This window comes from Vulcanisaeta sp. JCM 16161 (genome assembly GCF_001316285.1).
This window is the reverse complement of the sequence record NZ_BBDO01000001.1, coordinates 257952-282213: the sequence shown is the minus strand read 5'-3', so window position 1 is coordinate 282213 and position 24262 is coordinate 257952. Positions and strand designations below refer to the sequence as shown.

At 44.7% G+C, this 24262-nt stretch carries 35 protein-coding genes, 1 tRNA gene and 5 pseudogenes; 22 read left to right on the top strand and 19 right to left on the bottom strand.

Translation table 11 applies throughout. The features are described from left to right. The first annotated feature begins 95 nt into the window (after nucleotides 1-95). The 3 genes from JCM16161_RS01700 to JCM16161_RS01690 are packed head-to-tail and all read left to right on the top strand — an operon-like array spanning nucleotide 96 to nucleotide 1488. A complete protein-coding gene (locus JCM16161_RS01700; RefSeq protein WP_054854787.1) occupies nucleotides 96-413 on the top strand; it encodes a hypothetical protein in 318 nt (105 codons plus the stop codon). Between the two features lie 5 nt (nucleotides 414-418). Continuing rightward, nucleotides 419-1234 carry a V-type ATPase subunit gene (locus JCM16161_RS01695; RefSeq protein ID WP_054854786.1) on the top strand — a complete coding sequence of 272 codons (816 nt, stop codon included), beginning with the start codon at nucleotides 419-421 and terminating at the stop codon, nucleotides 1232-1234. Between the two features lie 41 nt (nucleotides 1235-1275). Continuing rightward, nucleotides 1276-1488, top strand: a complete 213-nt coding sequence (locus JCM16161_RS01690; protein ID WP_054854785.1) for a hypothetical protein — start codon at nucleotides 1276-1278, stop codon at nucleotides 1486-1488. On the opposite strand, the gene JCM16161_RS13910 is transcribed toward JCM16161_RS01690, so the two are convergent. From JCM16161_RS13910 to JCM16161_RS01680, 3 genes are read right to left on the bottom strand one after another with little or no spacing between them, the layout of a single operon-like run. Beyond that, nucleotides 1481-1618, bottom strand: a complete 138-nt coding sequence (locus JCM16161_RS13910; RefSeq protein WP_243668498.1) for a hypothetical protein — start codon at nucleotides 1616-1618, stop codon at nucleotides 1481-1483. The genes JCM16161_RS01690 and JCM16161_RS13910 overlap by 8 nt on opposite strands. A gap of 47 nt (nucleotides 1619-1665) precedes the next feature. After that, a complete protein-coding gene (locus JCM16161_RS01685) occupies nucleotides 1666-2403 on the bottom strand; it encodes a hypothetical protein (RefSeq protein WP_243668496.1) in 738 nt (245 codons plus the stop codon). A 2-nt stretch (nucleotides 2404-2405) separates the two neighbouring features. Further along, nucleotides 2406-3245 carry an aldo/keto reductase gene (locus tag JCM16161_RS01680; protein WP_054854877.1) on the bottom strand — a complete coding sequence of 280 codons (840 nt, stop codon included), beginning with the start codon at nucleotides 3243-3245 and terminating at the stop codon, nucleotides 2406-2408. Nucleotides 3246-3423: 178 nt separating this feature from the next. Here JCM16161_RS01680 and JCM16161_RS01675 point away from each other — a divergent pair, with 178 nt between their 5' ends. The 4 genes from JCM16161_RS01675 (at nucleotide 3424) to JCM16161_RS01665 (ending at nucleotide 4681) form a co-directional block, all read left to right on the top strand. Next, entirely contained in the window at nucleotides 3424-3678 is a 255-nt protein-coding gene (locus JCM16161_RS01675) for a hypothetical protein (protein ID WP_054854784.1), read from the top strand. Between the two features lie 170 nt (nucleotides 3679-3848). Then, the gene (locus JCM16161_RS13905; protein WP_243668494.1) at nucleotides 3849-4037 is read left to right on the top strand and encodes a nucleotidyltransferase domain-containing protein; all 189 of its coding nucleotides are present in this window, start codon (nucleotides 3849-3851) and stop codon (nucleotides 4035-4037) included. Between the two features lie 47 nt (nucleotides 4038-4084). After that, the gene (locus JCM16161_RS13900) at nucleotides 4085-4261 is read left to right on the top strand and encodes a hypothetical protein (RefSeq protein ID WP_243668492.1); all 177 of its coding nucleotides are present in this window, start codon (nucleotides 4085-4087) and stop codon (nucleotides 4259-4261) included. Nucleotides 4262-4348: 87 nt separating this feature from the next. Next, nucleotides 4349-4681 carry a HEPN domain-containing protein gene (locus JCM16161_RS01665; RefSeq protein ID WP_243668490.1) on the top strand — a complete coding sequence of 111 codons (333 nt, stop codon included), beginning with the start codon at nucleotides 4349-4351 and terminating at the stop codon, nucleotides 4679-4681. 39 nt (nucleotides 4682-4720) lie between these two features. Here JCM16161_RS01665 and JCM16161_RS01660 read toward each other — a convergent pair. From JCM16161_RS01660 to dsrB, 4 genes and pseudogenes are all read right to left on the bottom strand, one after another. After that, nucleotides 4721-5056 (bottom strand): annotated as a pseudogene (locus JCM16161_RS01660) (TusE/DsrC/DsvC family sulfur relay protein). A gap of 81 nt (nucleotides 5057-5137) precedes the next feature. Beyond that, entirely contained in the window at nucleotides 5138-5635 is a 498-nt protein-coding gene (locus JCM16161_RS01655) for a hypothetical protein (protein WP_054854783.1), read from the bottom strand. 124 nt (nucleotides 5636-5759) lie between these two features. Next, the gene (locus JCM16161_RS01650; RefSeq protein ID WP_243668488.1) at nucleotides 5760-6062 is read right to left on the bottom strand and encodes a hypothetical protein; all 303 of its coding nucleotides are present in this window, start codon (nucleotides 6060-6062) and stop codon (nucleotides 5760-5762) included. An 88-nt stretch (nucleotides 6063-6150) separates the two neighbouring features. After that, nucleotides 6151-7225: pseudogene (gene dsrB, locus JCM16161_RS01645) on the bottom strand (dissimilatory-type sulfite reductase subunit beta). A 17-nt stretch (nucleotides 7226-7242) separates the two neighbouring features. On the opposite strand from dsrB, the gene JCM16161_RS01640 reads away from it, so the two are divergent. The 4 genes and pseudogenes from JCM16161_RS01640 (at nucleotide 7243) to JCM16161_RS01630 (ending at nucleotide 9237) form a co-directional block, all read left to right on the top strand. Next, nucleotides 7243-7836: a sulfite exporter TauE/SafE family protein gene (locus JCM16161_RS01640; protein WP_054854781.1), complete on the top strand. Its 594-nt coding sequence runs from the start codon at nucleotides 7243-7245 to the stop codon at nucleotides 7834-7836. A 100-nt stretch (nucleotides 7837-7936) separates the two neighbouring features. Beyond that, a pseudogene (locus tag JCM16161_RS13895) lies at nucleotides 7937-8333 on the top strand (PaREP1 family protein). A 254-nt stretch (nucleotides 8334-8587) separates the two neighbouring features. After that, nucleotides 8588-8734, top strand: a complete 147-nt coding sequence (locus JCM16161_RS13890) for a hypothetical protein (protein ID WP_243668486.1) — start codon at nucleotides 8588-8590, stop codon at nucleotides 8732-8734. 65 nt (nucleotides 8735-8799) lie between these two features. Beyond that, on the top strand, nucleotides 8800-9237 hold the full coding sequence (locus JCM16161_RS01630) for a PaREP1 family protein (protein ID WP_054854876.1): 438 nt from the start codon (nucleotides 8800-8802) through the stop codon (nucleotides 9235-9237). A 203-nt stretch (nucleotides 9238-9440) separates the two neighbouring features. On the opposite strand, the gene JCM16161_RS01625 is transcribed toward JCM16161_RS01630, so the two are convergent. Then, nucleotides 9441-9515: transfer RNA gene (locus tag JCM16161_RS01625), tRNA-Arg, on the bottom strand. A 41-nt stretch (nucleotides 9516-9556) separates the two neighbouring features. After that, nucleotides 9557-10363 carry an aldose 1-epimerase gene (locus JCM16161_RS01620; protein ID WP_054854875.1) on the bottom strand — a complete coding sequence of 269 codons (807 nt, stop codon included), beginning with the start codon at nucleotides 10361-10363 and terminating at the stop codon, nucleotides 9557-9559. Nucleotides 10364-10450: 87 nt separating this feature from the next. Between JCM16161_RS01620 and JCM16161_RS13885 the strand changes: the two genes are divergently transcribed. Together JCM16161_RS13885 and JCM16161_RS13880 are read left to right on the top strand one after the other, a co-directional pair. Next, on the top strand, nucleotides 10451-11314 hold the full coding sequence (locus JCM16161_RS13885) for a hypothetical protein (RefSeq protein ID WP_243668484.1): 864 nt from the start codon (nucleotides 10451-10453) through the stop codon (nucleotides 11312-11314). After that, a complete protein-coding gene (locus JCM16161_RS13880; RefSeq protein WP_243668482.1) occupies nucleotides 11305-12780 on the top strand; it encodes a hypothetical protein in 1476 nt (491 codons plus the stop codon). The genes JCM16161_RS13885 and JCM16161_RS13880 overlap by 10 nt, the downstream gene beginning before the upstream one ends. Here JCM16161_RS13880 and JCM16161_RS13875 read toward each other — a convergent pair. The 10 genes and pseudogenes from JCM16161_RS13875 to JCM16161_RS13865 form a co-directional block, all read right to left on the bottom strand. Next, entirely contained in the window at nucleotides 12774-12995 is a 222-nt protein-coding gene (locus JCM16161_RS13875) for an RNA-protein complex protein Nop10 (RefSeq protein WP_243668692.1), read from the bottom strand. The two genes, JCM16161_RS13880 and JCM16161_RS13875, sit on opposite strands and share 7 nt — an antisense overlap. Before the next feature lie 22 nt (nucleotides 12996-13017). Continuing rightward, nucleotides 13018-13869 carry a translation initiation factor IF-2 subunit alpha gene (locus JCM16161_RS01605; RefSeq protein WP_054854779.1) on the bottom strand — a complete coding sequence of 284 codons (852 nt, stop codon included), beginning with the start codon at nucleotides 13867-13869 and terminating at the stop codon, nucleotides 13018-13020. Between the two features lie 47 nt (nucleotides 13870-13916). After that, on the bottom strand, nucleotides 13917-14123 hold the full coding sequence (locus tag JCM16161_RS01600; protein WP_054854874.1) for a 30S ribosomal protein S27e: 207 nt from the start codon (nucleotides 14121-14123) through the stop codon (nucleotides 13917-13919). 10 nt (nucleotides 14124-14133) lie between these two features. Beyond that, the gene (locus JCM16161_RS01595; protein WP_054854778.1) at nucleotides 14134-14418 is read right to left on the bottom strand and encodes a 50S ribosomal protein L44e; all 285 of its coding nucleotides are present in this window, start codon (nucleotides 14416-14418) and stop codon (nucleotides 14134-14136) included. A gap of 48 nt (nucleotides 14419-14466) precedes the next feature. Then, nucleotides 14467-14985, bottom strand: coding sequence for a hypothetical protein (locus JCM16161_RS01590; RefSeq protein WP_243668480.1), 519 nt, complete (start codon nucleotides 14983-14985; stop codon nucleotides 14467-14469). A gap of 6 nt (nucleotides 14986-14991) precedes the next feature. Beyond that, on the bottom strand, nucleotides 14992-16035 hold the full coding sequence (gene priS, locus JCM16161_RS01585) for a DNA primase catalytic subunit PriS (protein WP_243668478.1): 1044 nt from the start codon (nucleotides 16033-16035) through the stop codon (nucleotides 14992-14994). Nucleotides 16036-16085: 50 nt separating this feature from the next. Continuing rightward, nucleotides 16086-16841 (bottom strand): proliferating cell nuclear antigen (pcna), encoded by a 756-nt coding sequence (gene pcn / locus JCM16161_RS01580; protein WP_054854777.1) that lies wholly within the window; start codon nucleotides 16839-16841, stop codon nucleotides 16086-16088. Nucleotides 16842-16915: 74 nt separating this feature from the next. Further along, nucleotides 16916-17252: pseudogene (locus tag JCM16161_RS01575) on the bottom strand (transcription factor S). Nucleotides 17253-17273: 21 nt separating this feature from the next. Beyond that, nucleotides 17274-17522, bottom strand: coding sequence for a hypothetical protein (locus JCM16161_RS13870; protein ID WP_243668691.1), 249 nt, complete (start codon nucleotides 17520-17522; stop codon nucleotides 17274-17276). A 117-nt stretch (nucleotides 17523-17639) separates the two neighbouring features. Then, nucleotides 17640-18159: pseudogene (locus JCM16161_RS13865) on the bottom strand (DUF1028 domain-containing protein); the annotation flags it as partial. Nucleotides 18160-18281: 122 nt separating this feature from the next. Between JCM16161_RS13865 and JCM16161_RS01565 the strand changes: the two are divergent. The 9 genes from JCM16161_RS01565 (at nucleotide 18282) to JCM16161_RS13845 (ending at nucleotide 24260) form a co-directional block, all read left to right on the top strand. After that, nucleotides 18282-18764, top strand: a complete 483-nt coding sequence (locus JCM16161_RS01565; protein ID WP_054854776.1) for a 30S ribosomal protein S19e — start codon at nucleotides 18282-18284, stop codon at nucleotides 18762-18764. A 64-nt stretch (nucleotides 18765-18828) separates the two neighbouring features. Next, nucleotides 18829-19197, top strand: coding sequence for a DNA-binding protein (locus JCM16161_RS01560; protein WP_054854775.1), 369 nt, complete (start codon nucleotides 18829-18831; stop codon nucleotides 19195-19197). A gap of 5 nt (nucleotides 19198-19202) precedes the next feature. Beyond that, nucleotides 19203-19358 (top strand): 50S ribosomal protein L39e, encoded by a 156-nt coding sequence (locus JCM16161_RS01555; RefSeq protein ID WP_013337149.1) that lies wholly within the window; start codon nucleotides 19203-19205, stop codon nucleotides 19356-19358. 23 nt (nucleotides 19359-19381) lie between these two features. Continuing rightward, nucleotides 19382-19870, top strand: coding sequence for a hypothetical protein (locus tag JCM16161_RS01550; RefSeq protein WP_054854774.1), 489 nt, complete (start codon nucleotides 19382-19384; stop codon nucleotides 19868-19870). A 24-nt stretch (nucleotides 19871-19894) separates the two neighbouring features. Further along, nucleotides 19895-20674: a hypothetical protein gene (locus JCM16161_RS13860; RefSeq protein ID WP_243668476.1), complete on the top strand. Its 780-nt coding sequence runs from the start codon at nucleotides 19895-19897 to the stop codon at nucleotides 20672-20674. Between the two features lie 273 nt (nucleotides 20675-20947). Further along, nucleotides 20948-21700, top strand: a complete 753-nt coding sequence (locus JCM16161_RS13855) for a hypothetical protein (RefSeq protein ID WP_243668474.1) — start codon at nucleotides 20948-20950, stop codon at nucleotides 21698-21700. Nucleotides 21701-21813: 113 nt separating this feature from the next. After that, a complete protein-coding gene (locus JCM16161_RS13850; protein ID WP_243668473.1) occupies nucleotides 21814-22572 on the top strand; it encodes a hypothetical protein in 759 nt (252 codons plus the stop codon). 112 nt (nucleotides 22573-22684) lie between these two features. Beyond that, nucleotides 22685-23794, top strand: coding sequence for an ABC transporter permease (locus JCM16161_RS01540; protein WP_054854773.1), 1110 nt, complete (start codon nucleotides 22685-22687; stop codon nucleotides 23792-23794). A 10-nt stretch (nucleotides 23795-23804) separates the two neighbouring features. Then, a complete protein-coding gene (locus JCM16161_RS13845) occupies nucleotides 23805-24260 on the top strand; it encodes a hypothetical protein (protein ID WP_243668471.1) in 456 nt (151 codons plus the stop codon). The last annotated feature ends 2 nt before the right edge of the window (nucleotides 24261-24262 follow it).

Genomic DNA, 24262 nt, shown 5'->3' with positions numbered 1-24262 from the left:
ATTATTTATCATTATGGCGAATCGCCTATCGAGCCGTGGTGCCTATCGGTCATGATGCAATAATATTTTTAAGTCTACATCATAATACCCTTATCGTGTCCCTAGAACGACTTTATGAGATTCTTAGGAAGGTTGATAGTAAGGTTGATGAGGTGTATAAGTTGAGAGATAGTAGTGATGCTGAGATTGCTAGGTTGATAAATGAGGTTAGGGTTAAGGTGCAGAGTGAGGTTGAGGAGTACATAAAGAGGATTATTAATGAGTATAGGGAGAACAGGTCTAGGGAGGTTGAGAATGAGGTGAGTAAGTACTCGGAGCAGTTACGTAAGGAGGTTGAGGAGTTTAGGAGGAGGGTTAATAACGCTATTGATAAAACCGTTGACGAAGTCATTAGGGCATTAATTGGTGAGTAAGGGGAATGTCGAGTAATTACGTAATTAAATTAACCGCGCTTGGCCCTAGGGTTAGGGGATTGAGGGCTCGATACCTAAGTAAGGATAAGTTAAACGCCTTAATACTGGCCCAGACCATTGATGATGCCGTTAACGTACTGAAGGGTACTGAGTATGGAGAGGTCCTTGAGAGGTTGGGCAAGATTATTGATGAGGCTCAAGTAACTAATGAGGTTAGGTCCCACGTTATTAGGTCTATAAGTTCGTTGGCGTCGTCAGTTCCATCACCGGCATCCACTGTCCTTAAGTCATACCTAATGAGGTTCGAGCTCGAGAATGTTAAGGTAATCGCCAAGTCACTAGTGAGGGGGTTGGAGGGTGGCGGATCAATAGAGGGTTTGGTTAATGTGACAATTGAGGAGGAGCTTGGTAGGAGGCATGTTTTGGCCGCAATGATGAGTGTTAGGGATGTTGAGGATTTACGTAATAAGTTGATGGAGATCCAACACCCAGCCGGTTCAGCACTTGATAGCTTCCTAAAGATTAGTAAGCAATATCCTCAATACAACGTGATGCTCATCGACACACTCATTGATAAGGCATTTATAGAATATCTAATGCGTTTGGCTAGGATTGATTATTCGGTTAATAAGTTCATTAAGGAGCTTGTTGACTTTTACAACCTTAACGTTATATTAAGAGGCAGGTTGTGGGGTGTGTCGCAGGAATTAATTAATGAATTGGCAATACGTTCAGGTGCTGTATTCAGCACTGCTGTGAAGATATATGGTGAGTCACCCACGAGAATTCTTGAGGAGGTAGCTCCGTATTCCCATCGGTAGATCAATTAATTAAGGTCGCGGGTTCATCGGACCTTAGGTTATTGGTTCAATACCTCGGTCCATTCAGTTACAGGTTTGCTAAGGATCTTGAGGAATCAATGATATCGCTATTTACAGAGTTTTCACCAGGTGCTGCCTTGGCTGCGGTACACTTTAAGTTTGTTGAGAGTGACTTAGTCATTGCGTTACTGAATGCTTTCCTGGAGGGTATACCGAGGGATTTTGTGGTTAAGCTATATGGCCCAGTTATTTAAGGTTCTTTATCTCCTCAACCTTCTTCAGCAACTCCTCCCTAGCCTTATTTATTCTCTCATTTACCTGCTCAAGGTACTTATTCACAATCTTCTTTGCCTCCTCCTGGACGATCTCGTTAATTCCCGGCATCAACCTTGCCTATTAGTAAAATTATAAATGCTTTATGCCCCATGAATTTACCGCCTAATTCCAGGGACTATTGAAATTGCGATTATAACCAGAGAGATTAGCAGAAGCATCAATGCATAGGTCCTGTAGGGGGTATTAATGGTATTACTGACGCTGACACGTGCTGTTGATGTTATGAATGCGTTACTACGTTCAATGCATGTACCATTTAATACCACGTTAACTATCGTGTTTATGCAGGGGCATGATAATGGGACTGCGGGCTTTATCAGTAGGTCAATACTGTCATTGGCATATGTAGATGTGAACAGTGAGTACGTATATGGTGTATAAGCAATTACCCTTCCGTCACTCACCACCGTAATTGACACATACCCACTACCGAGTATCGTTGCATTTACCGTGAGAATGCATGAACCGGGTAACGTAATGTTAACCCACTTACTCGTTGGGTTATAGATATTGAACATGACCTGCGTTTGATTAAAAACCTTAACGTAATTTATTACCGGTATAAACATGACTTCATGAGCAATTATCGAACCGTTAATTAACCTCTCAGGTTGTCCATAATTTACCGACACTAGGGCATCACCAACCACGTAATTGTTAATCCTAACTGCCTGGGGAAATACGCAGGTCGTGTTACCCCTTAACTCACCGTTCATGCATGTGTAGGTGATGAATTCTCCCTGACCTGGCGGTATCACCAGCAGTATTAAACCTACGGTTAGTAGTAACAATGATACTACTCCTAAGTATCTAGTAATTTTTAGGTTTCTCATTATCAAGCCCTACGGAAGTGATTACTTATTGCATCCCAATCCTCCTTACTTAACCTCCAACCCATCGCGCCAGCATTCTCCTCAACATGCTCAATCCTACCGGCCTTTGGTATTGGCACGAGGTTATCAATGCCTATGTACCAATTAAGCACAACCTGTATTGCAGTCTTACCGTACTTCCTACCAATACTCCTTAAGAACTCATTACTGGCGAACTCGCCCTTCTCAAGCGGTGTATACGCCAGGTAGAGCATGCCATTCCTCTGCGCGTATGGTATCACAGACGCCTCATCAATCCTATGAAGAAGGCTATACCTATTCTCCACCGCGGCAATGTCATACTTACTAAAGCACTGCCTAGCCCTCTCAATACCATCAACATCAAAATTACTCAAGCCGACGAACCTGACCACGCCATCATCAATTAACCTCTCAAAGGCCCTCATGGTCTCGCAAATCGGCACATCAGTGGCAGGCCAGTGAAGCAGGTATAAATCTATGTACGTGCCTAGCCTCTCCCTACTCGCCCTGGCAGACTTGAGAACATCATCATAACGGGCATGGTTCGGCCAAACCTTAGTGATTATGAAGAGCTCCTCCCTTGGAAAGCCCCTTATTGCTCTACCAACGAGTTCCTCCGAATGCCCACCACCATACATCTCGGCCGTATCAATAAGCGTCATGCCCAACTCAATACCCCTTCTTAATGCCCTGACCCAACCCTCGTCATTTGAGTAATCAGGTGACCAGAAACCTCCACCGATGCCCCACGTGCCCATTCCAATTACGGAAACCCTGCCGTTTATTGATTTTACGTACTTAGTATCCCGATTTAATGGCATGAGTATCATGAAAGCATATCCATGAAGCTTATAAGGGTTATGCCGAAGACCTAATGAATTAGTCCTTATACTGAATTACCGCATTAATTTAATATTATTCACCATTAAACATATATATTGAATTAAATTAATCTAAATATAAAAATCCTTATTAACAAGTTGTATAATAAGTAAAATGATGTCTACAGAGTTGGGCGATAGGGAGAGAACGGTCTTGAGGATTATCGGTGATGCCTGTGATAGGAAGGGTCAGGATAGTGTTAAGCTCGAGGAGGTTTCTGAACGCTTTAAGATCGCTGGTTTTAATATTAATGATGTCATGGATGTACTATATAGACTTGAGGACCTGGGCTTAATTAGGCTTGAGATAGTTGGTTACTCAACAATAATACGTATTACGGATAAGGGTAGGGATGTTTACAGATCCCTATAGCTCCTGCCTGGTTAGGGCGTTAAGATTAAATTATTTCATTAAATGAATTATATGGGTTTAATTATCATGTTTAAGAAGGGCCTTGATTTCATTAGGGAGCCTATAGGGCCGTTGTTCAGAACCTACTTAATTCATTAATTAGGTTATACGGTGATAACTTAGTCTCACTTGTGGTTTATGGTAGTGTTGCAAGGGGTAATCCACGTATGGATAGTGATATTGATATGCTGGTGGTTTTCGAGGAATTACCGAAGCCCATGTATGACAGGATTAAAATGTTTGAGAGGGCTGAGGACGAGATTCAGCCATTGCTTGACGAGTTAATGGATAGAGCTATGCCATTACCCTATCCCCATTAATAAAGACTAGGGAGGAGGCTGGGAGGTTCTCGCCGCTTTACCTGGACATGACTGAGGATGCAGTAATTGTCTATGATAAGGATGGATTCTTTGAGGGGGTTCTTACAAGAATAATTAATAGGCTAAGGGAATTGGGCGCAACAAGGGTCTGGGTTAGTGATAAGGCCTGGTACTGGGTTTTAAAGAAGGACTATAAATTCGGTGAGGTGATTGAAATTGAATAACCTCGAAATGGCGAAGTCCCATATTAACCAGGCGATTGAGAGAATAAAGCATGCAAGGGAGGCCATAAATGGTGGTAATTACCATACGTGGTTAGGCAGTGTCAGGAGGCTGTCGAGTTATTACTTAAGGCGGCGTTGAGGATCGTCGGCGTGGAACCACCGAGGTGGCATGATGTTGGTCCGGTGCTTAGGAGGGAACGTAATAAATTCCCCGTGTGGTTTCAGGAGTATATTGATGAGTTGGCGTCAATATCAAGAAGCCTAAGGAAGGAGAGGGAGTTCTCAATGTATGGTGATGAGGAGAGCGGGATACCTCCCGAGGAATTGTATACTAGGATAGATGCCGAGAAAGCCCTTAATGATGCTGAGAGGGTTTTATCGTTAGTTAGCAAGCTGTTTAGTGAAGTGAGTAGGTTGTGAAATTGAAATTTTTAAGTAAGGCGAGGTAGATTTTATTTTTCATACGCATCCTGTTGGTTTTGGTGCTCCTGCTACTTTGCATGCTCCGTGAGCTGGTCCGTCTGGGAATAGTTCGTATATTCCTCTAGTGTTTCTCCTGTTTCCTTTAGGAGCATCTTTATTGGTGGGCACACGCCGTAGGTTTCCCAGTACTGCCTAAGATACCTAACAACCCTCCAATGCCTCTCAGTCATCTGCTGAACACCCTCAAGATTCCTAGCCATTCACTCGGCAACCCTCTCATCCCAAACCTCAGGATTCTGCAAAAAAACAATCCTCATCAAGTACTATCTTCTTTCCATTTACCTCATACTCGCCTGGGCAGGTTACTGGCATGTTATCACCAAGACCATAAACGTGACATGTTGTAAAAGGGTTATTTCACGTGATATGTGTAATTGCATGACGATAAACTCTTTACACTCTTATCCTAAACATATTCCTCGGCATCACTAACTTCCTAAAAATGCCCCTAGCATCGTCAATGCTCAATCTATATGCTAACCTCGCTAACGAATTATCAATTAATATAGCCCTATCACCGAGCACCCTCCTATCAACCTTTCCAAAAACCCTCGCCTTTAACAATGCATATACTAATGCCCGGGACGCAAGTAAATACTCCTCGTTTTTATCCATGGGCACCTCATAAACGTAATTATTAGTTAGCTTAACTCCTGGGTGAACCCAGGACCTTATTCCCAACCTCTTACTCACCACGTCACTAAGCTTTATGATACTTGGCTTACACATTAATTTACTGCCTAGGTAATACGCAAGAACCTCACTATAATGATCCGCGTGCACCAGCACATCACGATGCCCACCCAAACTACGCAATAGCTTCACTATTTCCCTAGTCCTTAATTCAGAGCTAAACTTAATCCTCTCGGCATCGAGCCTTGCATACCTCAAAACATACCTTACCGCATCCTCAAAGCTACCCCTAAGTAATGCTGAATTATAGCCTCTATAGCTTCGGCTATCTTCAATTCTATGAAGGCTATATACCTCTCCTCATTACTTAATAATTCGTAATTTAAATCATTAAGTATGCCCTAACCCTAATCCTCATACTAATTGAGCCGTATGGATCAATAGGCACTACATCAACGCCATTATTAATAAGCCCCCTTAACATCCCATAGAACTCCCTGGTGTAATTAGCATCAAAATACTCAATTTCATAAAGTAATTGATCAAGATCAATCTCACCATTTAGATACCGTCTAACACCATCGACATTGGGAATCTCGGCAATAAAAGTATCATAGTGATGCGCAATCTCCCTTAGGTATTTAATATATTCAATTCCTGATGGAGTTAAAACTATGCTTATCATCTTAAACACCTAAACTCATTAAATGTTAAATGCTTAAAGATAAAACAGTTTAATCATTTTTAACAAATTTTAATAAGACATCTATTAATTACATGTATGTTATGAACTGCCTAACACCAAAGTTCCAGGAAGCCTCCTCACACCTATTATGCCTAGTCCTCGGAACACCCAGTCTGTTCATGAACTCATCAATGCCGATCCTATCAATAAAGTCACCAAGTCTCTCACCCGGTTTAGCGTCTTAGCGCCACACGTCTATTATCTTTCTCACGGCCGCCACAATTTCCCTGTACTCAGGCGGGTTGACCGGTAGCCATGGAACGACCTTATAGGGCAGTCTTGGCCCTGTACCTGTGTTACTCGTCTTACCACCTACAAATATCGCAACACCTATCTTGGCTGGGTCCCAATCAAAGTAGTCACATACATTCTTACACCTACTGCATGCTATGCACTTCCTCTCATCAACCTCGATAACCACCGAACCGTCTGGTTGCCGAAGACCTTAATTGCACCAACGGGGCAAACAGCGGCTACGTCAGGTACCGCCTTCTTAAGAGCCTCCGCACTGGCTGGTAAGCAGAACTTTATCCTCTCTGGGTCGGGCTTGGGTGCTTGGCCATAATGACCAACAATCACGATGTCACCGGCAAGCGTGCCGCCGCATATGTTTGGGCAACCTGCCACAAAAATCATTAATTTGGCCGGTAACTTCTCCTCACTAGTGAAGAAGGGCTTTAGGTGGTTGTAGAGGACTTGGGTTATTGATGGTGCGTCTACTACGCTGTCGTGCATGTTAGATAGGCTGTGCATGACGTTATGTGCCACAATGACGCTCCCCACCCTCCTACTGGGAAGCCTAGCTTCTCGACCTCCTCCTTAATCTTCAAGGCCTTATCAAGGCTGTCAGTTACGAATTCGAGGTTCATGCCCCTGGTAGCCCTAACAACACCAAGCCGTATTTATCGGCAATGTCTATGAACTTCTCAAGAGTATCAATACTAACCCTACTATTTGGTGGTAAACCGACCTTTACCGTGAATACCCTATCGCCCGTTTCTGATATGTGCTCAATAATTCCATTACCATGGAACTTCCTATCAACACTTACCATAGTTACTCCTAATCACCTCAGGTAATTGGGCAGAGAAGGGCACCGGCAGTCATAATAGGGTCGTTAATGGCATATCACATAATCAGCTCCGGCTATAATTGGATACTTTACCTAATATTTAGCGGCGTCATGTACATGGCCATGGCTCTCGTAGCCAAGCCTAGACGGCACGTAATGACGGCATTACCAATAAGTGTAAGGGATTCCTACGTAATCACCGGCTCCTATCTTGACCAGGCGTTGAAGGTATACGTTAATTATGGAGTAAGAAGAGATAACTTAGTGAGGGCACGGGGAATAATGCTCTTCGGTGGATTAATATCGGGCCTTCTTGGAATTGGTGGCGGACCAATAAATATGCTTGCCCTTTACTGGGCTGCGGAATTACCCATTAAAGTAGCCTCGGCAACCAGCAACCTAATAGTTGGCGTAACTGCGGCGACAAGCGGGACACTTTATTGGTTCTTTGGTTATATACAGCCATTCATGGCAATGGCGTCAGTAATAGGTATTGTGATTGGCGCTAACGTATCAACACGCATACTACCAAGGGCCAGGGGATCGACAATAAAAATACTCCTGCTCTCGATATTCTCGTACTTAGCGTATAGGATGTTACTATCAGGGTTAAGGAGGGTGGTATTTTCGTACTGCCAATGAATATTGAGTACATAACGTCATTCATGGTATTATTAATAACACTAGGAATATTATTCGCACTACGTAAGTACATCAGCGAGGAGTAAAGACTGAGGAGTTCATAGTTGATTTAATAGCCGAGGAACTTAATCCTCCACACAGTACTGAGTATACCTAAAGCTTCACGAAGATTACCTCAAGGCTGCTGAGGAGCTTTATAACAAGGGTGATCTTGTTCAGGCCGGTGAAAAATACTGGGGGGCCGTGGCGGCTTTGCTTAATATCGTCGGTGAGAGGTTGAACAAGTATCATTACGGCCATAGAGACCTCAAGGAGATAGCGTCTTAACTAACGGAAATAACTAATGACCCCGAATATACCAGGTTATTCTCAAGCGTTGAGGCGTTCATGCTAATTTCTACCATAATTTCCTGGGCAGAACCTCCTTTAACGCCCATAGGGAGGATGCCATTAAGTTAATCATGAAGTTAAGGACGTGCTTAAAAATAAATGTTTAAATTCATGGGTTATTACTTATACATCGTATATAAACATGAGCGAGGCTTTAAATGAGGCTGTTAAGGCCCTTGAGGCGGCCCTTGTTGAATTGAATGAGTACGTAAAATCTAGGGATCCCATGTTATTAAGGGATGCCGCGGAGAAGTTGGTTAGCCGTTAGTAAGGCCATTGATGCGTTACTAAGGCTAAGGGTATTGAAGCCAGGACTTATAGGGAGAGGAGGGATGCATTAAGTAGGCTCGGCCTTGACCACTTGAGGGATAGATATGCGGCTAGGGAGAAGTTCCTACACATTGATTGCTTCTATGATGGCTTATGCGATGAAGACTTTGTGAGGAGGGAGCTTGATAAGGTCAGGGAAATGATAGATGAGGTGAGAGAGCTCATTCTGAGCCCGTAAAATCATGTAGAAAGGGATTAAATAAACATAGCGATTTTATCCCTGCGGCATTAGTGTTATCGCCAATGATTGCGGAACTGCTTAAGGAGTTAGCTGGTGGTAGGGGTATTGAGGATTTCATGGTTGATTTAGTGGCCGAGGGGCTTGATCCTTCACGTAGGGTTGAGGTCTATATGAGGCTCAGTGAGGATTATTTGAGGAGTGCTGAGGAGCTTTATGCTAGGGGCGACCTTGCTCAGGCTGGTGAGAAGTACTGGGGCGCGGTTACGGCACTGCTCAACGCAATAGCCGAGTCAAGGGGCTGGGAGCACCACAGCCGCAGGGACTACGACGAAGTAGTCGAGAGATTATATAAAGAAATTAATGATAAGTCAATACTAGTTGATTTTAGCATGGCAGAGAGACTGCACGCAAATTTCTACCACAACTTCATGAGCAGGGAAAACTTCGAAGCACATAGGGAGGCTGTGTTGGAGTTAATAGGAAAATTGAGAGAATTTTGAAGAACCTAAATAAAATCTAACCCCTGTAGTAATGTAATATCCTGATTCTTTATCATGATGGGCAGGGTTTCGTCATTAATCAGCGACCAGAAACCTCAATCATCCATTATCTCATATGTAATGCAGGGTAATTAAAATTAATTCGGTTACGAGGAGCCCGTTATGGCATGTAAATGAAGTAATGAGAATAAAGCAAAAACTAGCGGCCCCGGTGGGATTTGAACCCACGACCTACGGCTTAGAAGGCCGCCGCTCTATCCATGCTGAGCTACGGGGCCGAGTATGGTGTATATTTATTGATTTTTTTAGTTTTTCTCGTTTAAATCCTCAGGGCACTCATCGTGAAGCCATACCTCCTCTCCTCACCTGGCCTTATTATGGTTAGTCCCATGCCATTATGATATGCATCCGGTGCACCGCTCATTGGTTCTATGGCAATGGCATTGGGTACTCCCGTGAATATTTGGACGTAAGGCATGTTATGCCTTATTATTTTTATAGATGAGTATTGGGATTCTAGCATTATGTCACTATTTATTAAGAAGCAGTCGTCAAACTCCCTCCTTATTGTATTATTCAGGTTAAACGGTATTAATTTACCGGTTGGTATTTTATCGATAGTCTCGCACATTAGCGCATCCCCCTGAACATGAATCCTCCAATCATTTCTGACTATGAAGTATGGGTGGGCACCAACGACCAGTGGTGCGTTTCTAAACCCCGTATTCCGTATGACGATCTCAACACTGAGACTATTATCATCTAACGTGTACTTAATCGTTGACGTCAACTCGGTTGGGTAACCAGGGTGGTTAAGGACGTACTTAAATGTTGCATTAGCACTACCGAGGGACGTAATATCCCAATCCTCGCTCAGCACAAGCCCGTGGATTGCATGACCCTCCTCATTCCTAGGCAGGTAATATCTTACACCCTCAAATTCATACTCACCACCCCTCACCCTATTCGCAAATGGTATCATTATGGCCATACCACTCCACGTTGGTCTACTAAGATCACCTGGCAATACCACGTCCTTACCAGAGACCGACCACTTAAGCAAATACGCACCTCTTCTACATATTACGGCGTGGGAAGCATCACTTATTAATTCAACGCATTCCACGGCCAATGTTTAGCCGGTATGTTAATTTATTTTTCGTATCCTTGCCTGTGAAAAATACTTTTAAATCGACTATCTAATCAAGCCGTAATGAGTAGGGCGAAGACCATTAGTAAGGCTAGGGTGGAGACCATAACCCAGGCAGTAATTACAATTCCTCCTGATATTAAGATCACGCAGTGGATTGCGATGCTCTCGGCCATAGTCTCATTCACATTACTCGCCTATTACCTTAGGTTATACCCCGTGCTACTCTATGGCTGGTACATAAATGAGTTTGACCCATACATAAGGCTCTTCATGACCGAGCAAATGCTTAAGTACGGAACGATCAAGGGACTCCTCTGGTGGCTTCATAAGGGTTATGGCGCAATATTCACGCACTTCTGGTATCCATGGGGCGCCAACTGGACCATAATATTATCACCAGGTGTTTCCTGGCTTGGGGTACTCGCATATAAGGTGCTATCGCATTTAGGCTTTGACCTACTGCAGTCGGTCATACTACTACCCGCAATAGCGAACGCGGCCGTTGTACCGGCAATGTTCTACCTTGGTTATAGACTTGGCGGTAAGTACGTTGGCTTACTAGCGGCTTTGTGGTCCGTGTTCACCACAATGTTTCTGCAGAGGGGTACGGCTGGTTGGTTTGCCGCTGAGCCGATATTTCAATTCATAGCCACCTTAGGCATTGCCTTTTACATCGAGTCATTGATCAGAAAAGACAATTACTGGATACTCTTTGCCGTACTCTCGGCAATAATTAACGGAATAACGACTTGGGTGTGGGGTTCCTACGTATTCCTATGGAACTTCTACGGCCTATTCACAATAATAGTACTACTCTACCTACTCATTAGGATTGCCAGGAGACAAAGCCTACCATTCACTATCGATAAGTTAGTCATAACCTACATACTCACTGACCTAGGTTCTCAGCCTTTGTGGCGATAACCCCGAGGTACGGCTTCCACACGTTGGTTTCAGGAATGGGTGGGGTGGCTAATGCCGCGTTAATATTCTCGATAATAGCTTATGCCTTAATCAAGTTGTATCCAAGGTATCCGAGGATCGTGGTTCCCGTGGTCAGGTACTTCCTTGTGGCCGTAGTCGTGCTTGTGGTCGCCGTTATTGGATTAAGCTTCACCTCAGTGGGTGGTAAGTTCCTAGGCGCATTATTACCGCTTGCTAGGAGTGCAATTGTGCAAAGTGTTGCAGAGCACTCCCCATCAACACTTCAACAGAGCATGTATAATGTCTCAATAACAATACCATTTGTAGTATACACAATGCTTTTCTCCGTAATGTCATTATCACTCCCAGCAATACTGATCAGCCTTGGATCACTGGCCGCGGCCTACTTCGCATCCTCAGAGGTCTGGCTCTTCATGTTACTTGGCCTATTTTGGGTTCCCGCCACTGCGTATGGCTTCGTGAAGCTTGTGGAACTTGCATTGGATAGGCGCATCCTTGTTGGCTTATCCATAGCCGCATTACTTGGTATTGTACTGGCCATTGCGTTTGTCGTAAACATACAGCCCGCTCTCTCAATGTCCATAATGCCTCAGCAAATAGTTAGTACTGTGACGCCACCAATACCAACACCTGATTGGTTAGACGCGCTCCAGTGGTTGTCCTACAACACACCACCAAACGCCACTGTGCTTTCCTGGTGGGATTACGGCTATTGGATTGCGGTCATAGGGAATAGGACTAGCCTAGCGGATAACTCAACCGTGAATAGCACACAAATAGCGTTGATAGGTAGCTTCTTCATGTCTAATCCGTATAATTATACGGGCGTTCTAGAAAAACTGAATGAATTACATGACCCGCAGTACATATTGATCTTTGAACCATACACGGTATTTCCAGTGAATCTAACGAATTACGGCCTTGGATCCATATGCGTGCTCATACCCGAGTACCCAGCAGGTGGTGATTTCGCCAAGAGTTATTGGATGGCTAGGATAGCGGGTTACACAAATAACTACATACTGAACACATTCATATCGCCTGCCCAGGTCGGTTCGTCAACGATTTACGTCCCATACGCCAACAATACATTCTATGCGGCCTATAACGTAACACTCTATAGCCTAATGTTTAACTCAGAGGTTATTGATGCCTCGTATGTCGTGTGGTCAACGTGCACCATAAATGGCATGCCAACTTACTGGGTATTTGAGGGCGTACCAACGATAATGCCTGGCGTAAACGCCACATCGCTTAAGTTGACTTACGTGGGCATACCCGGTTATAATGGGCCAATAACGCCTTGGTACTACCTACTGCAACCACCACCCTGGGCCCAGTTGGTCTATGTGTCTAGGCCGTATGGTTGGGTGATAATTTATAAGATCAATTACAGTGTCCTAGAGGCATTAGCGCGTAATCAGACATTAACCCGAGCTCACTGAGACTTGGTTTGGGGGGACCCTGAAATAATCATATTCATTACTTCCGGGCTAAGCCTTATCTTCCCGCTCATTATCTTCATGATCAACCTATACCTACCGTACTTATCATCGGGTGAGTACTTAGGTGGGTGCGGTACCTCAAGTTCACCACCGCAGTATGGGCATCTATCCTTCCTTAGGGTGTACCTACCGCAGTTCTTGCACCTCCTCAGTATTGATCCATAATCACCACCTACCTCACTCGCCTATCCTCGTGAAGCTGGCCTCGCCACCCCTCTTCTTAATCTCTGTGGTGACTAGGTTAACCACGTCCTTAAGTACCTGCTCCAGTTTCTTTGGATCCTTACCCACGATGTCTATCCTATACCTGGGAGGACCGATTGTGTATATTTTAACGCTCTCAGCACCCTCCTTCTTAGCCAATTCCATGGCCTTAAGCAGTACGTCCCTAACATGTCTAACGCCATCGGGCTTAATACTAATCATCCTAATTATGCCCGAAATCTCCACGGGCTCTACCTCAACCCTCTCCTTAGCTATTTCCATAATGGCGTTAATAACGTCGTCGTTAAGGCCCAACTTCCTGAGGTCATCCGGCCCGTACTTAGCCACGTTCTCAAATATTGATAGGAAGTCTCCATAGTAATCCTCGAGTTTCCACCCAAAGTCTTGCAACGCCTTATCAAGTGACATATTTAGTTTCTTAGCAACAAGCTCAAGAAGCTTCACGCCTCTAAGCGTCCTCTTCCACTTCGTTAACTTCTCCCTCTTCTCCTCCTCTTTAACCTTCCTAAGCGAGACATCAATCAATTTTCTACGCGCATCAACCCTAATAACCCTAAACACGGTCTTCTGGCCAGGCCTCAGGTAATCCTTAATATCATGGAACCAGGACTGAACAACCTCGTTAATTGGCGCATAGGCCTCAATACCTCCATACTCATCGAGAAGGACATACGCACCGTGCTCCAATATCCTATATACGGTCCCAATAACTAGCTCGCCAATGTCGGGTAGCTCCTTCCTGGCAATCCTCACTGATAGCACATTCCTCTTAATTTCATCTATCTTCTCCTCCTTCTTACTCATCGATTATGAGGGGGTGTTATGTAATTTATACTTTTTCACTCATTGTCTCACTCATAGACGGCAACCACCGTTGCTCCAACAATCCTACCCTTACCACCCGTTGGCTCTATGAGCACGTTACCACAGACCAAGCATCTAATGACCATGGCTGGCCTATCGAAGACCACCTGCTCATTACCACAATTATTACACCTAACCCTTAGAAACCTTGACCTTGGCCTTGGAACAAGTACTGAACGCCAATTAGCGGGCATGACCACCACCTCACTTGGCCTCCGCTAACTCAAGCTTCTTTAACCTACCGACAGTCCTCATTAGCACATAACCACACTGCCTACATTGAAGCTTAACAACTATCTTCTTCGTAGTCTTTGCAAACCTCTTCTGCTTAGGCTTCCTACTCGAACCATAACCCTTAAGCTTCCTCAAATACCTCCTCTGCCCCTCGGCCAGGTTCCTCCTCTTTCCATGGCTGTAAATAGTCACTGTATGCTCCGTATACGCATTACACCTTGGGCAATAAACCCTCACAACCTTGGGAAACTTCACGAAGTAACCACAGGATGAAACCCCTTTTATATTTTTACCTCCGTTGAGTCAGCGAATAATTTCAATAACCCCTCTACGAAGAAGTTCCTCGGCATCACTCCTTGGTATTACCGCGATATCGAATTGAGAGAATGGACCTATGGTTACTAGACGAACACTATAAAGTACGGGGAACCCCTTCTTAAACGACACAATCGCCAATCCCTGAGCCTCACTCCTTAGCGCTTCAGTAACCTTAAGCTCTAGCAATGGCATGAGGAACCTCCTCTCCTCAGGGAGTAATGCATCCTGAGGTACTTCCTTACCGGCTTGGTAATACCTCATTATCTTCTCAATCCTCTTCCTAACGAGTATCGCTATTGTTTCTCTAACCATGCCCATCGTGGATTCGACCAACTCCTTATCAAGTACATTACCACTCATTGATAATTTACTATTCAACTCCTGCACTAATTGGGCGTATGATTCAAATGGCGGTCTTTGAATCTCCTCGGTACTTACCTCAAGCTTTGTGAAATCCATCAATCTCCTAAGTACATCACTAATCAACTGGCTCACCCCAACCACTCATTACTAGGTATATGCCAGGTAAGTAGGTACTTTAACAATACTACCCTCATCACCACTAACATCCTCACCCAAGACCCTCCTCACGGGCAATTTCTTAATCAGTCTCAACGTTAACGACCCCTTCCTAAACTGTACTGCCTTATCAATTACAAACTCAACACCCCTCTCCAAATCACTTGGGCTAATCCTAACAACCCTGAGCCCAGTCTTACCATGAAGTGAGTTGGGCATCCTAATTAGTCTATGCACGTCCATGGTCACCACCTCATCGACATGCGTAGACAGGCGTTCACTAACTATGGGGTTTAAGGACTTAAGTTTTCGAATTACATACTTGCTCAATCTCCTCCTATCATTACTAAGGGTGCTGAGTAGGTCAGGGTCTAACTCATGGATTAGTGACGCCAGCCTGCCACCAATACCCCTTAACCCAGCATCTATGAGGACGGTATTACCCCTAATTAAACGCTCAATATCAAAACCCCGCAGAAGCAGGTAATCAACTATCTCCCTCCTCTCCTCATCTGTTAGGCCTCGTACATCGGGTAGCTCAATATGTACGTGATAACCCCTATGCCCGCTGAAAAATATCTTAATTGATGAGTCGGAAAAACCAAAATCCTCAATTAGGAAATCAATGAGCTTATTTACCTCCTCAGTGGCGTCATTGAGGCACTCAAGCGTCATTAATTCAACGCCCTGGCAGTTCTGCGTCGGTAGGTGATCACCATCAATATCGAAAATTAGGTCAGCGCCCAACCAACCCTTGGCATCCATGTCCTGGTTAGCAGGGTCGTTATAAAGGGCTGATGAGTAGTATACGTGGGATGGAACATTACTTATCAGGTAATGTCTCAATTCATCGCCATTCCTAAAGGCAATGTGCCTAATCATCCCCTCCTTATCGAAGAATTGAAAACCAAACTCCCTCCTCTCCAAATCACTAATTTCAGACAGGTCAACCCCTCTATAATAATTCCTAAACAGCACCTTTACCAAATTAATGAAGCCTGACATGCCAAACACTGATATCACTAATTCCTGCATTAAAATCATTTTTACAGTGTAAAAGCATAATATTTAATTATGGTATGGAATTACTCAATCATTGGGGCTATGTAGTACGTTAACTTACCACCCATTGGTATCTCGAACGTAAGCGCAATGGGCTTTTGCGTGGCGAACTCAATCGTAACTATATCACTAATCCTATACGCCTTTGATACTGTGTCCACCAAGTAATCAAGGCTATACTTAGCCGTTGCCGGCTCCTTAAGGTCATACTCAAACATCACCTCACCCTCCTTCTCAAACTTAACCTCGACATCACCCTTATCACTACTTGCAGATACGTATAAGCCGTCATCCTTGGCATCGAACTTAACCGCATCGGCGATTACATCGGCATCCTTAAGCGCCTCATTTAGCGCGTCACTGGATACCTTAGCAAGTACTGTATACACAACCTTTGGTGTTGGTAATTCCTCAGCGCCAATGTCGATCAGCGGCAGCGTCATTATCCTTGAGGCCTTACCAACAAGCTTAACCCTGAGCTTACCCTCACTAACCTCCATGCCCAACTTATCGCCCTTCTTAATCCTCCTAAGCAGCTTCTTGAAGTCGTCAAAGTTCACGCCAATTCTAACCTCCTCACTAAGGTTCTCAGGGAACTCCTCAAAGGCCTCCCTGGGTATTAATAGGTCAATCATTGCGGTCCTCGAAGGATCCAACGCCCTTAGCTTAAGTCCATCACCAGCCAATGTGAAGTTCGCCTCCTCAATCAACGCAGATACCGCGTCTATTATTTGCGAAAACTCCTTCGCATCTGGGTATGTTATCTTTACCTCAGACATCAAATTACCTAACCGCCACTTAAATATAAACTCTACATCCTCAGCAGAAACAGTATTACTTAGTAATTACGGTTTTACTCATACTCACGCCAAACATACCCACACCTAACGCATTTATAGAACCTGGTTGGCGGCTCATCAGCAGCCCTGGTCTGCTGAACCCAGAAGTAAGCCTCCTCATAACCGCACCTCGGGCATGTCTTCCTAACCTTGGGCAGAGCCTCCTCACCGGACTTAGTAAGTACTATTGGCTTATCATCTCCTAGCCAGGGTCGTCCTTTCAACAAGCTTTGCATTACTGGTGTTGGCCTCCTCCTCATAACCGCACTTCGGGCATCTCCAAACAGTTCTCCCGTCCTTCTTTGTTAAAACCATTATGCTTTTACATCTCGGGCAGAATTTAATGGCCATTGCACAAACCCACAGAACAACCTATTTATTAATCCTTCTAATCGTTAACCAATAAGCCCTACGCCTAGCCTCATTAATTAAGTAGCGATAAACCGAACCCCAGATCTTATCATCATCCCTAACCTTATTCTCAAAATTCTCAAAACCAGCCCACGCCCTAAAGGCCTCCTCAGTGGCCTTATCCCAATTACCATGGACATCACCGTTATAGAACCCAAGCACCTTCAATACCTTTTGAACCGTTAATGCAACGTCAGACTTCAGAACCACGTCATTAGGATCCTCCCTACTCAACAGCGTTAACTCCCAAATACTGAATAACCTACGTAATTCGGAAACGGGGTCTGGATGATCATCAACCCTAAGATCAACATACGTATCGGTTAGGCCCAGGTAACCACCACCCGGCCTAAGCACTATAATAGCCGCTGACTGACTGCCCCTTCTATCCCCGCCAGCTGCATCACCGGCGGATAGAGCCTCGAGCAATTTATCCACTAACTCGCCTCGCTTAGTCTCAAAGGCCTTAGCCATATTCTCAAGAACCTCAGGACCCACGAGTATGTTACCTTGGACAGTGTAACCACTACCCACTATATGCCCCGCGTACTCAGCATTTAGAACCCGTGTATGCAGCCGCATCACCTTTTATAGATACGACACCAAGCTGCCTCTCATCCCTGCCCTGGTCCTCACCGAGCGCCCTAGTTAATGCATCACTGGCATTGATCCCTGATTCAAGCAGCCTTAGTATCAACGAACCAAGCCTCGGGTTTGCATAGCACTGAGTCGCCACGGCACCAATACCGGCCTTAGCCTGAGGTACTATTGCACCCACCGCAATGAATTTAGATGCGACTGCGACGCCTACGTCGACACCGTCGGTCGCCACTATGGAGAAGGTCATGAATTTTTAATCACGGGAACCCATATTAAATTCTTTACCTAGGATTAATAATCATTCAGTAATAAATGGCCGCATAAAGTAAATGCTTATTAACCCTAACTACCCCGTATTCCTGATCGGCCTTGGTAAGCGTTAAGGACGTGCCCGCGGACCTATTGATTAAGGAATTAGCTAAGTACTTAAAGGAGAATGTGCCTCAGGTAAAGCCGCCGGACTGGGCTATTTTTGTTAAGACAGGGCCGAATAAGGACCGACCCCCGATGCAGGAGGATTGGTGGTACGTAAGGGCTGCGGCTATCCTAAGGAAGATTTACTTAAATGGCCCCGTGGGCCTTGGAAGCCTGAGGATGGCGTTCAGTTATAGGGCTAAGGTCGGTAGTGCTGTTAGGAGTGAGAGGACTAGGAAGGCTGGTGGTGCAATAATTAGGAATATACTTCATCAACTCGAGGCCGCGGGTCTCGTGATGAAGACTAAGGAGGGCAGGGTAATAACGCCTCAGGGCAGGTCGCTACTCGATAAGGTCGCCCTAAACATATTTAAGGAATTAGTTAAGCAAAGGCCTGAGCTAGTTAAGTACTTAACGCCAAAGACAACCACTGAGTAGGATTAAATCCGTTAGTTCACGAGGGTTTAAGGTTAATAAATAGGTTCATTACCTTTGTTATGACATGTCTATCGATGAGAATTACGGAGATGAGACGGGTGGTGATCAGGAAATGGGCGAGGATGAGCTTGAAGCCATTAGGCAGAGGAAGCTCCAGGAGCTTCAGAAGCAGATTGAGGAGGAGAGGAAGAAGCAGGAATTAGCTGCCCAGAGGAGGGCTGTGCTTAGGGTAATACTAACGCCCGAGGCCAGGGAGAGGCTTGACAACCTCAGGGTTGTTAAGCCGGAGCTCGTTGAGGCCCTTGAGCAGCAATTAATCGCGTTGGCCCAGTCTGGCAGGATTAAGGTGCCCATCACAGATGAAGACCTCAAGAAGATACTAGAAACAATTTATAAACAGACCCATAGGGAGTTCAGGATAAGGTATAGGTGAGGGAAATGGCCAGGAATAAGCCGTTGGGTAGGAAGTTAAGGCTTGCGGCGGCGGGTAAGTCAAATAGGGCGCCACCGATTTGGGTAACTGCCAAGACTGATAGGAGGGTGTTAACGAATCCGGCAAGGAGGTTCTGGAGAAGGACAAAGCTAAAGGTGTAAAGGTTAAAAGTGCGTGTTTTGTAATGCTTCGTGAAATCCTTAGAAATAGATTTGTAATTGCCGCCTATATTATTGGCGCAGTTACTGTTATTCTCGCTGTGTACATAATATTAAATCCATTTAGTATTAATTATTATTATAAAGGGCCTCCAATCAACGGCTCATTTGCTGTAAATCCGTCGGGAATCACCTTTATCATTTTAGAAACAAATAATAGCAATCTCAATGTTAACTTAACAGTAATTAAGTGGATACCTGAAACCAACATAACATTAACACTCTATTACACGACTAGTTTAGGCCCCTATCAATTGAAGGAATTAAACTTTACAACAATAACTAGGCTTAACCTAACGTCAGTTGGTGATGGGGAGGTTACGATAATCAGTATTTATAGGCCTGAGATGATTAATGCATTAACAATTATCCTCACAATATTATTTATAATAGTAATAGCATTATTAATAATTGGATTTACAGAATCAATAATTAATATACATGGAAAAATTTAAAAGCTTAATTCAGGATTGCTTGATATGCCTAAACAAGGGAGGACGAATAACAAAATACCTGCACTAACGGTGGCTGCCCTAATAACGGCACTCCTGATAGTGGGCCTTGTTGTTAATGCACAACAAACAATGCCATCGACGGTAAATCTATATGAGGTCACGCCGACAGAGGCTGTTCAATACTTCACATCGGGTAGGATAGATATTTACCTGAACCCATTCGCGTTGCCGCCCAATGTATTGTCGCAGTTAAGCACAACGCCTGGCATACAGATGGTTAGTCCAGCAATAACGTCGGGTTACGACCTACTCTTCAACCCATACCCAAGCAACACCACGTTTAACCCGTTCGCCTACTGGCAGTTCAGGTTCCTAATGAACTACCTAGTTGATAGGCATGCAATAATAACCCAGGTCTTCTCAGGCTACGCAACACCCGTATATGATTGGCCAGGGCCCTTCGCAATAGATAGCCAACTCCTGATTCAGCCAATGATTGTCCAGGCTAACATTCACTATGACCCAACATACGTTAACCAATCAATCTTCGCACTATTCCAGGCAATAAACACGACACCAAACTTCGACGGCATGTACAACCCATGGGTCGGTAGAATACTATACATTAATCATCAGTGGTACTACATACCGCCAAACAGTACAACACCGCAGCCGGTCACGATAATATTCTTCATTAGGAAGGATGACCCATTCAGGTACGCCATTGGTCAAATGTTTATGTCAGAGCTCGAGAGCCTAGCTTCACTGTCAAGCCAATATACGGCGACTTATCGGAGGCTTTAACAATTGTTTATGGCTCGAACCCAGCACAGATGGAGTGGCAGATATACACTGAGGCCTGGACGATATACCCAGAGCCTGGGACACGTATGCCGGTGCCTACTTCTGTGCTTCATGGACTGGCGACATGCCTGGTTGGGGTGTAACTGGCTATTGGCAGTACAGTAACTCAACGATTGACACATTAACACGTGGGTTGCCACGGGTAACTTCACATCACTTCAACAATTCGAGAGCTACTCAAAGACTGCCCTCTATGATTGCTTCCAGCAGGCCGTGAGGGTTTGGCTAGTAGCAGCCACATTCCCATACCCAATACAGAACCTAACCAACTGGATGCCCAGCATATTCGGTCTCGAGTGGCCTCTAGGCATTAAGTTCGCGTACTCAACAACTCACCCCAATGTGCTCAATGTCGGTATGTTCCACGTCAGTGAATTCCCATGGAACAACTTCGGGTGGTTCATCTCAATAGACACCTACTCATATGATGTCATTCAGGAATTCACGAGTGACCCATTCGCCTTCTACAACCCATTCACCGGCGAACCAATGCCGATCAGGGGTGCCTGGAACGCAATAATTAGCCCGAATGGCTCAGCAATATTCCCAGTACCGCCCAATGCCGTTATTTGGAATGCAACCGCCGAGAAGTGGCAGGATGTTGGCCCTGGACACTACGCCAAGTCCATAGTCTACCTATACTTCAACGGCACCTGGCTCGGCCAGTACTGGCAGGATGGCCAGCCAATAAGCATGGCCGACATAATATTCTACTACTACACATGGTTTGACCTGGCGGCAACAACGACGACAGGGGCGCCAGACCTAGGACCTAACCAGGCGACTGCTAGCGACGTTGGTAGTACAATAGCGCCAACCGTGAGTACTATTGTTGGCATGCAGTTCTTCCCGAACGGTACAGTGGTTATTTACGGTAACTACTGGTTCCCAGACCCCAACTTCGTGCTGCGTACTACGCACCTGGCTTCCCAACATTTGCCAATCCATGGGTTGTACTTGCCCTAGAGTTCTATGCCTATCAGCAGGGTAAGTACGCATTCACGAGTGGTGAGGCTCAATCATTAAGTATACCGCAGGCCGACTTCAGGTCACCAAAGTTCAACCAGTACCTGGCTAGCGTGCTTCAGAACTGGATTAATACGGGCTACATATGGGATAATGGATCATGGGCTATAATCAACGGCTATAACTTCTTAGGTCCAAACGCAACCGCAACGGCCATCCAGGACTATGAGGATGCCCTCAACTTCTACAACACCTATGGCAACTTCTGGATCAGTAATGGGCCATACATACTCAAGAGCATAACCACGGTGACACCGCAGTCCGCAATACTCGTTAGATGGAGTGGCTATCCATATAACTACACTTACTGGTTCAACCAAGTCTTTGTTAGGTTAGGCGTAACCTCAGTACCCACTAACCTAATACCGAGTATAACCTCGGTATCTCCAACAACTATAACCGTGAACACCACCGCATCATTAACGGTCAGTGTGAGCGCTGTTGGCAATCCCGAGGCTTATGTATACCTAATTAACCCAGCCACTGGGCAGATTATCTATGAGACCTTCGCATCATCAACAACACCAGGAACATTAACAATAACAATACCGAGCAATGTAACTGCAACGCTAACGCCAGGGACCTACGAATTACTACTCTACGCGTTCACCAACGTCGTTAAGATACCTGTTCAGTACGTAACATCACTAACCGTATCACCACCACCTCCACCTCCACCACCTCCACCGCCACCGCCCAAGGTACCAAAGCCACCAACAGTAAGTACGACATTATTAATAGCCATAATAGTAATTATAGTTGTAATAATAATTGCAATAGGCGCATGGCTAGCTATTAGAAGGAGAAGATAAATTAACCAGGTAAAATTAATTTTCCTTAAAATTTATTTTCTTATATTTATTCTAGATTGACCTACATAACGTTAGTAAGGCTTAAATAACGCGAGGATTCTCTTCAAGTTCGATGGGTCTTGCGAGGACGCTGGCTGTTAGGGCTGCAACACTCGTTGTCCTGCTATTCATAGTGCTCTTCGTAATATCCTTTGCCCTGGCAGGACCTGCGTCGAAGATTCTCAAGGATGAGATAATGATGGAGACAAAGTCAATAATAATGAATCTAATGCTTCACGGTCATTACAACTCAACGCAGATACAGCAGTTACAGACCCAGATAATGACTGAGTTAGAGAATGCCTATGGGCTTAATAAGCCACCTGTAATTAGGACACTTTACATCATGTATAACATGATTGTCTTTAACTGGGGCTACTCATACTTTCCAAGTGAGTATGGTAATATTGGTGGTGGTAAGGTCGTCGATATAATATTATCGGCACTACCTGGGACGATACTCCTCGACACCTTCGGAATATTACTGAGTGCCTTCATAGGTATTGAGATAGGGCTTAGGTCAGCCCTTAAGTATGGTTCTAAGACCGATAGGGCCGTAATGTACTACGCAGCATTGGCTAATGGCATACCTCAGTGGTGGCTAGGCATTGTCATGCTACTAATATTCTCATTCTACCTAGCGCAGATTCACTCACCTATTTACTTCCCAACAGGCGGTATTATAAGCCCCAAGTACTATGAACTGTGGCTAACGGACCCAGCTAAGGTATTCACAATACCACAGGCAGTCCTCGACTTACTGTGGCACTTCACACTACCCCTCATTACCGTGCTAATAATCAACATCGGTGGTTGGGCATACTTCGCAAGAACCGTCGTGCTAAACGTTTCCCAGGAAGATTTCGTGACCTTCGCAAAGATTAAGGGACTACCCGAGAGCCACGTGGTAAATAGATACATACTCAGACCTGCAGCGCCATCAATACTAACGAGCATTTTCATAACAATACCATTCATAATATTCGGCGGTTTCTTAGTCACAGAGATGGTGTTCCATTGGTGGGGGTTGGGCTACGTGTATAATATAGCAATTGTTGGTTCTCCAACGCCTGATCTACCCGTCGTGGTTGCGCTGACTTACGCATCAACACTGCTATACATCGTGATAATATTCATAATGGAAATTGTTTATATAATGCTTGACCCAAGGCTAAGGGAATAAGGTGGTGAGTATGGCTAAGAAACAGCGTGAGTTTAGGATCCTTGGAATGACGCCCAGCGAGATCGCTAAGGCGTTCTTTTCATCAAGCACTGGTAAAGTGGCTGCTGCATTATTCCTAATCCTAATCGTAGTATCAATATACGCACTCATAGTACTGCCACCAAACTTCGCAAACATATGGAATAATCCGAAGTATTGGCAGTTAAACCCGCAGTACGCGCCACCTGCCTGGATTGACTCAATAATAGGCCCAGTATATTCACCGCAGGTTTACGTAAATGATTACACATTCACAGTTCAGCAACAGAATGGGGTTACCTATATTACGGTCACGTTCAGTGTTAATTATAAGTATGATAAGCCGTGGAATGAATTATTCATCGTAATTAACAACCCAGCCATATATAGCATGTCTCAGCCCCCAGTATTGTCAATAACTATTTATAGACTGATGGAAGCAAAATAACA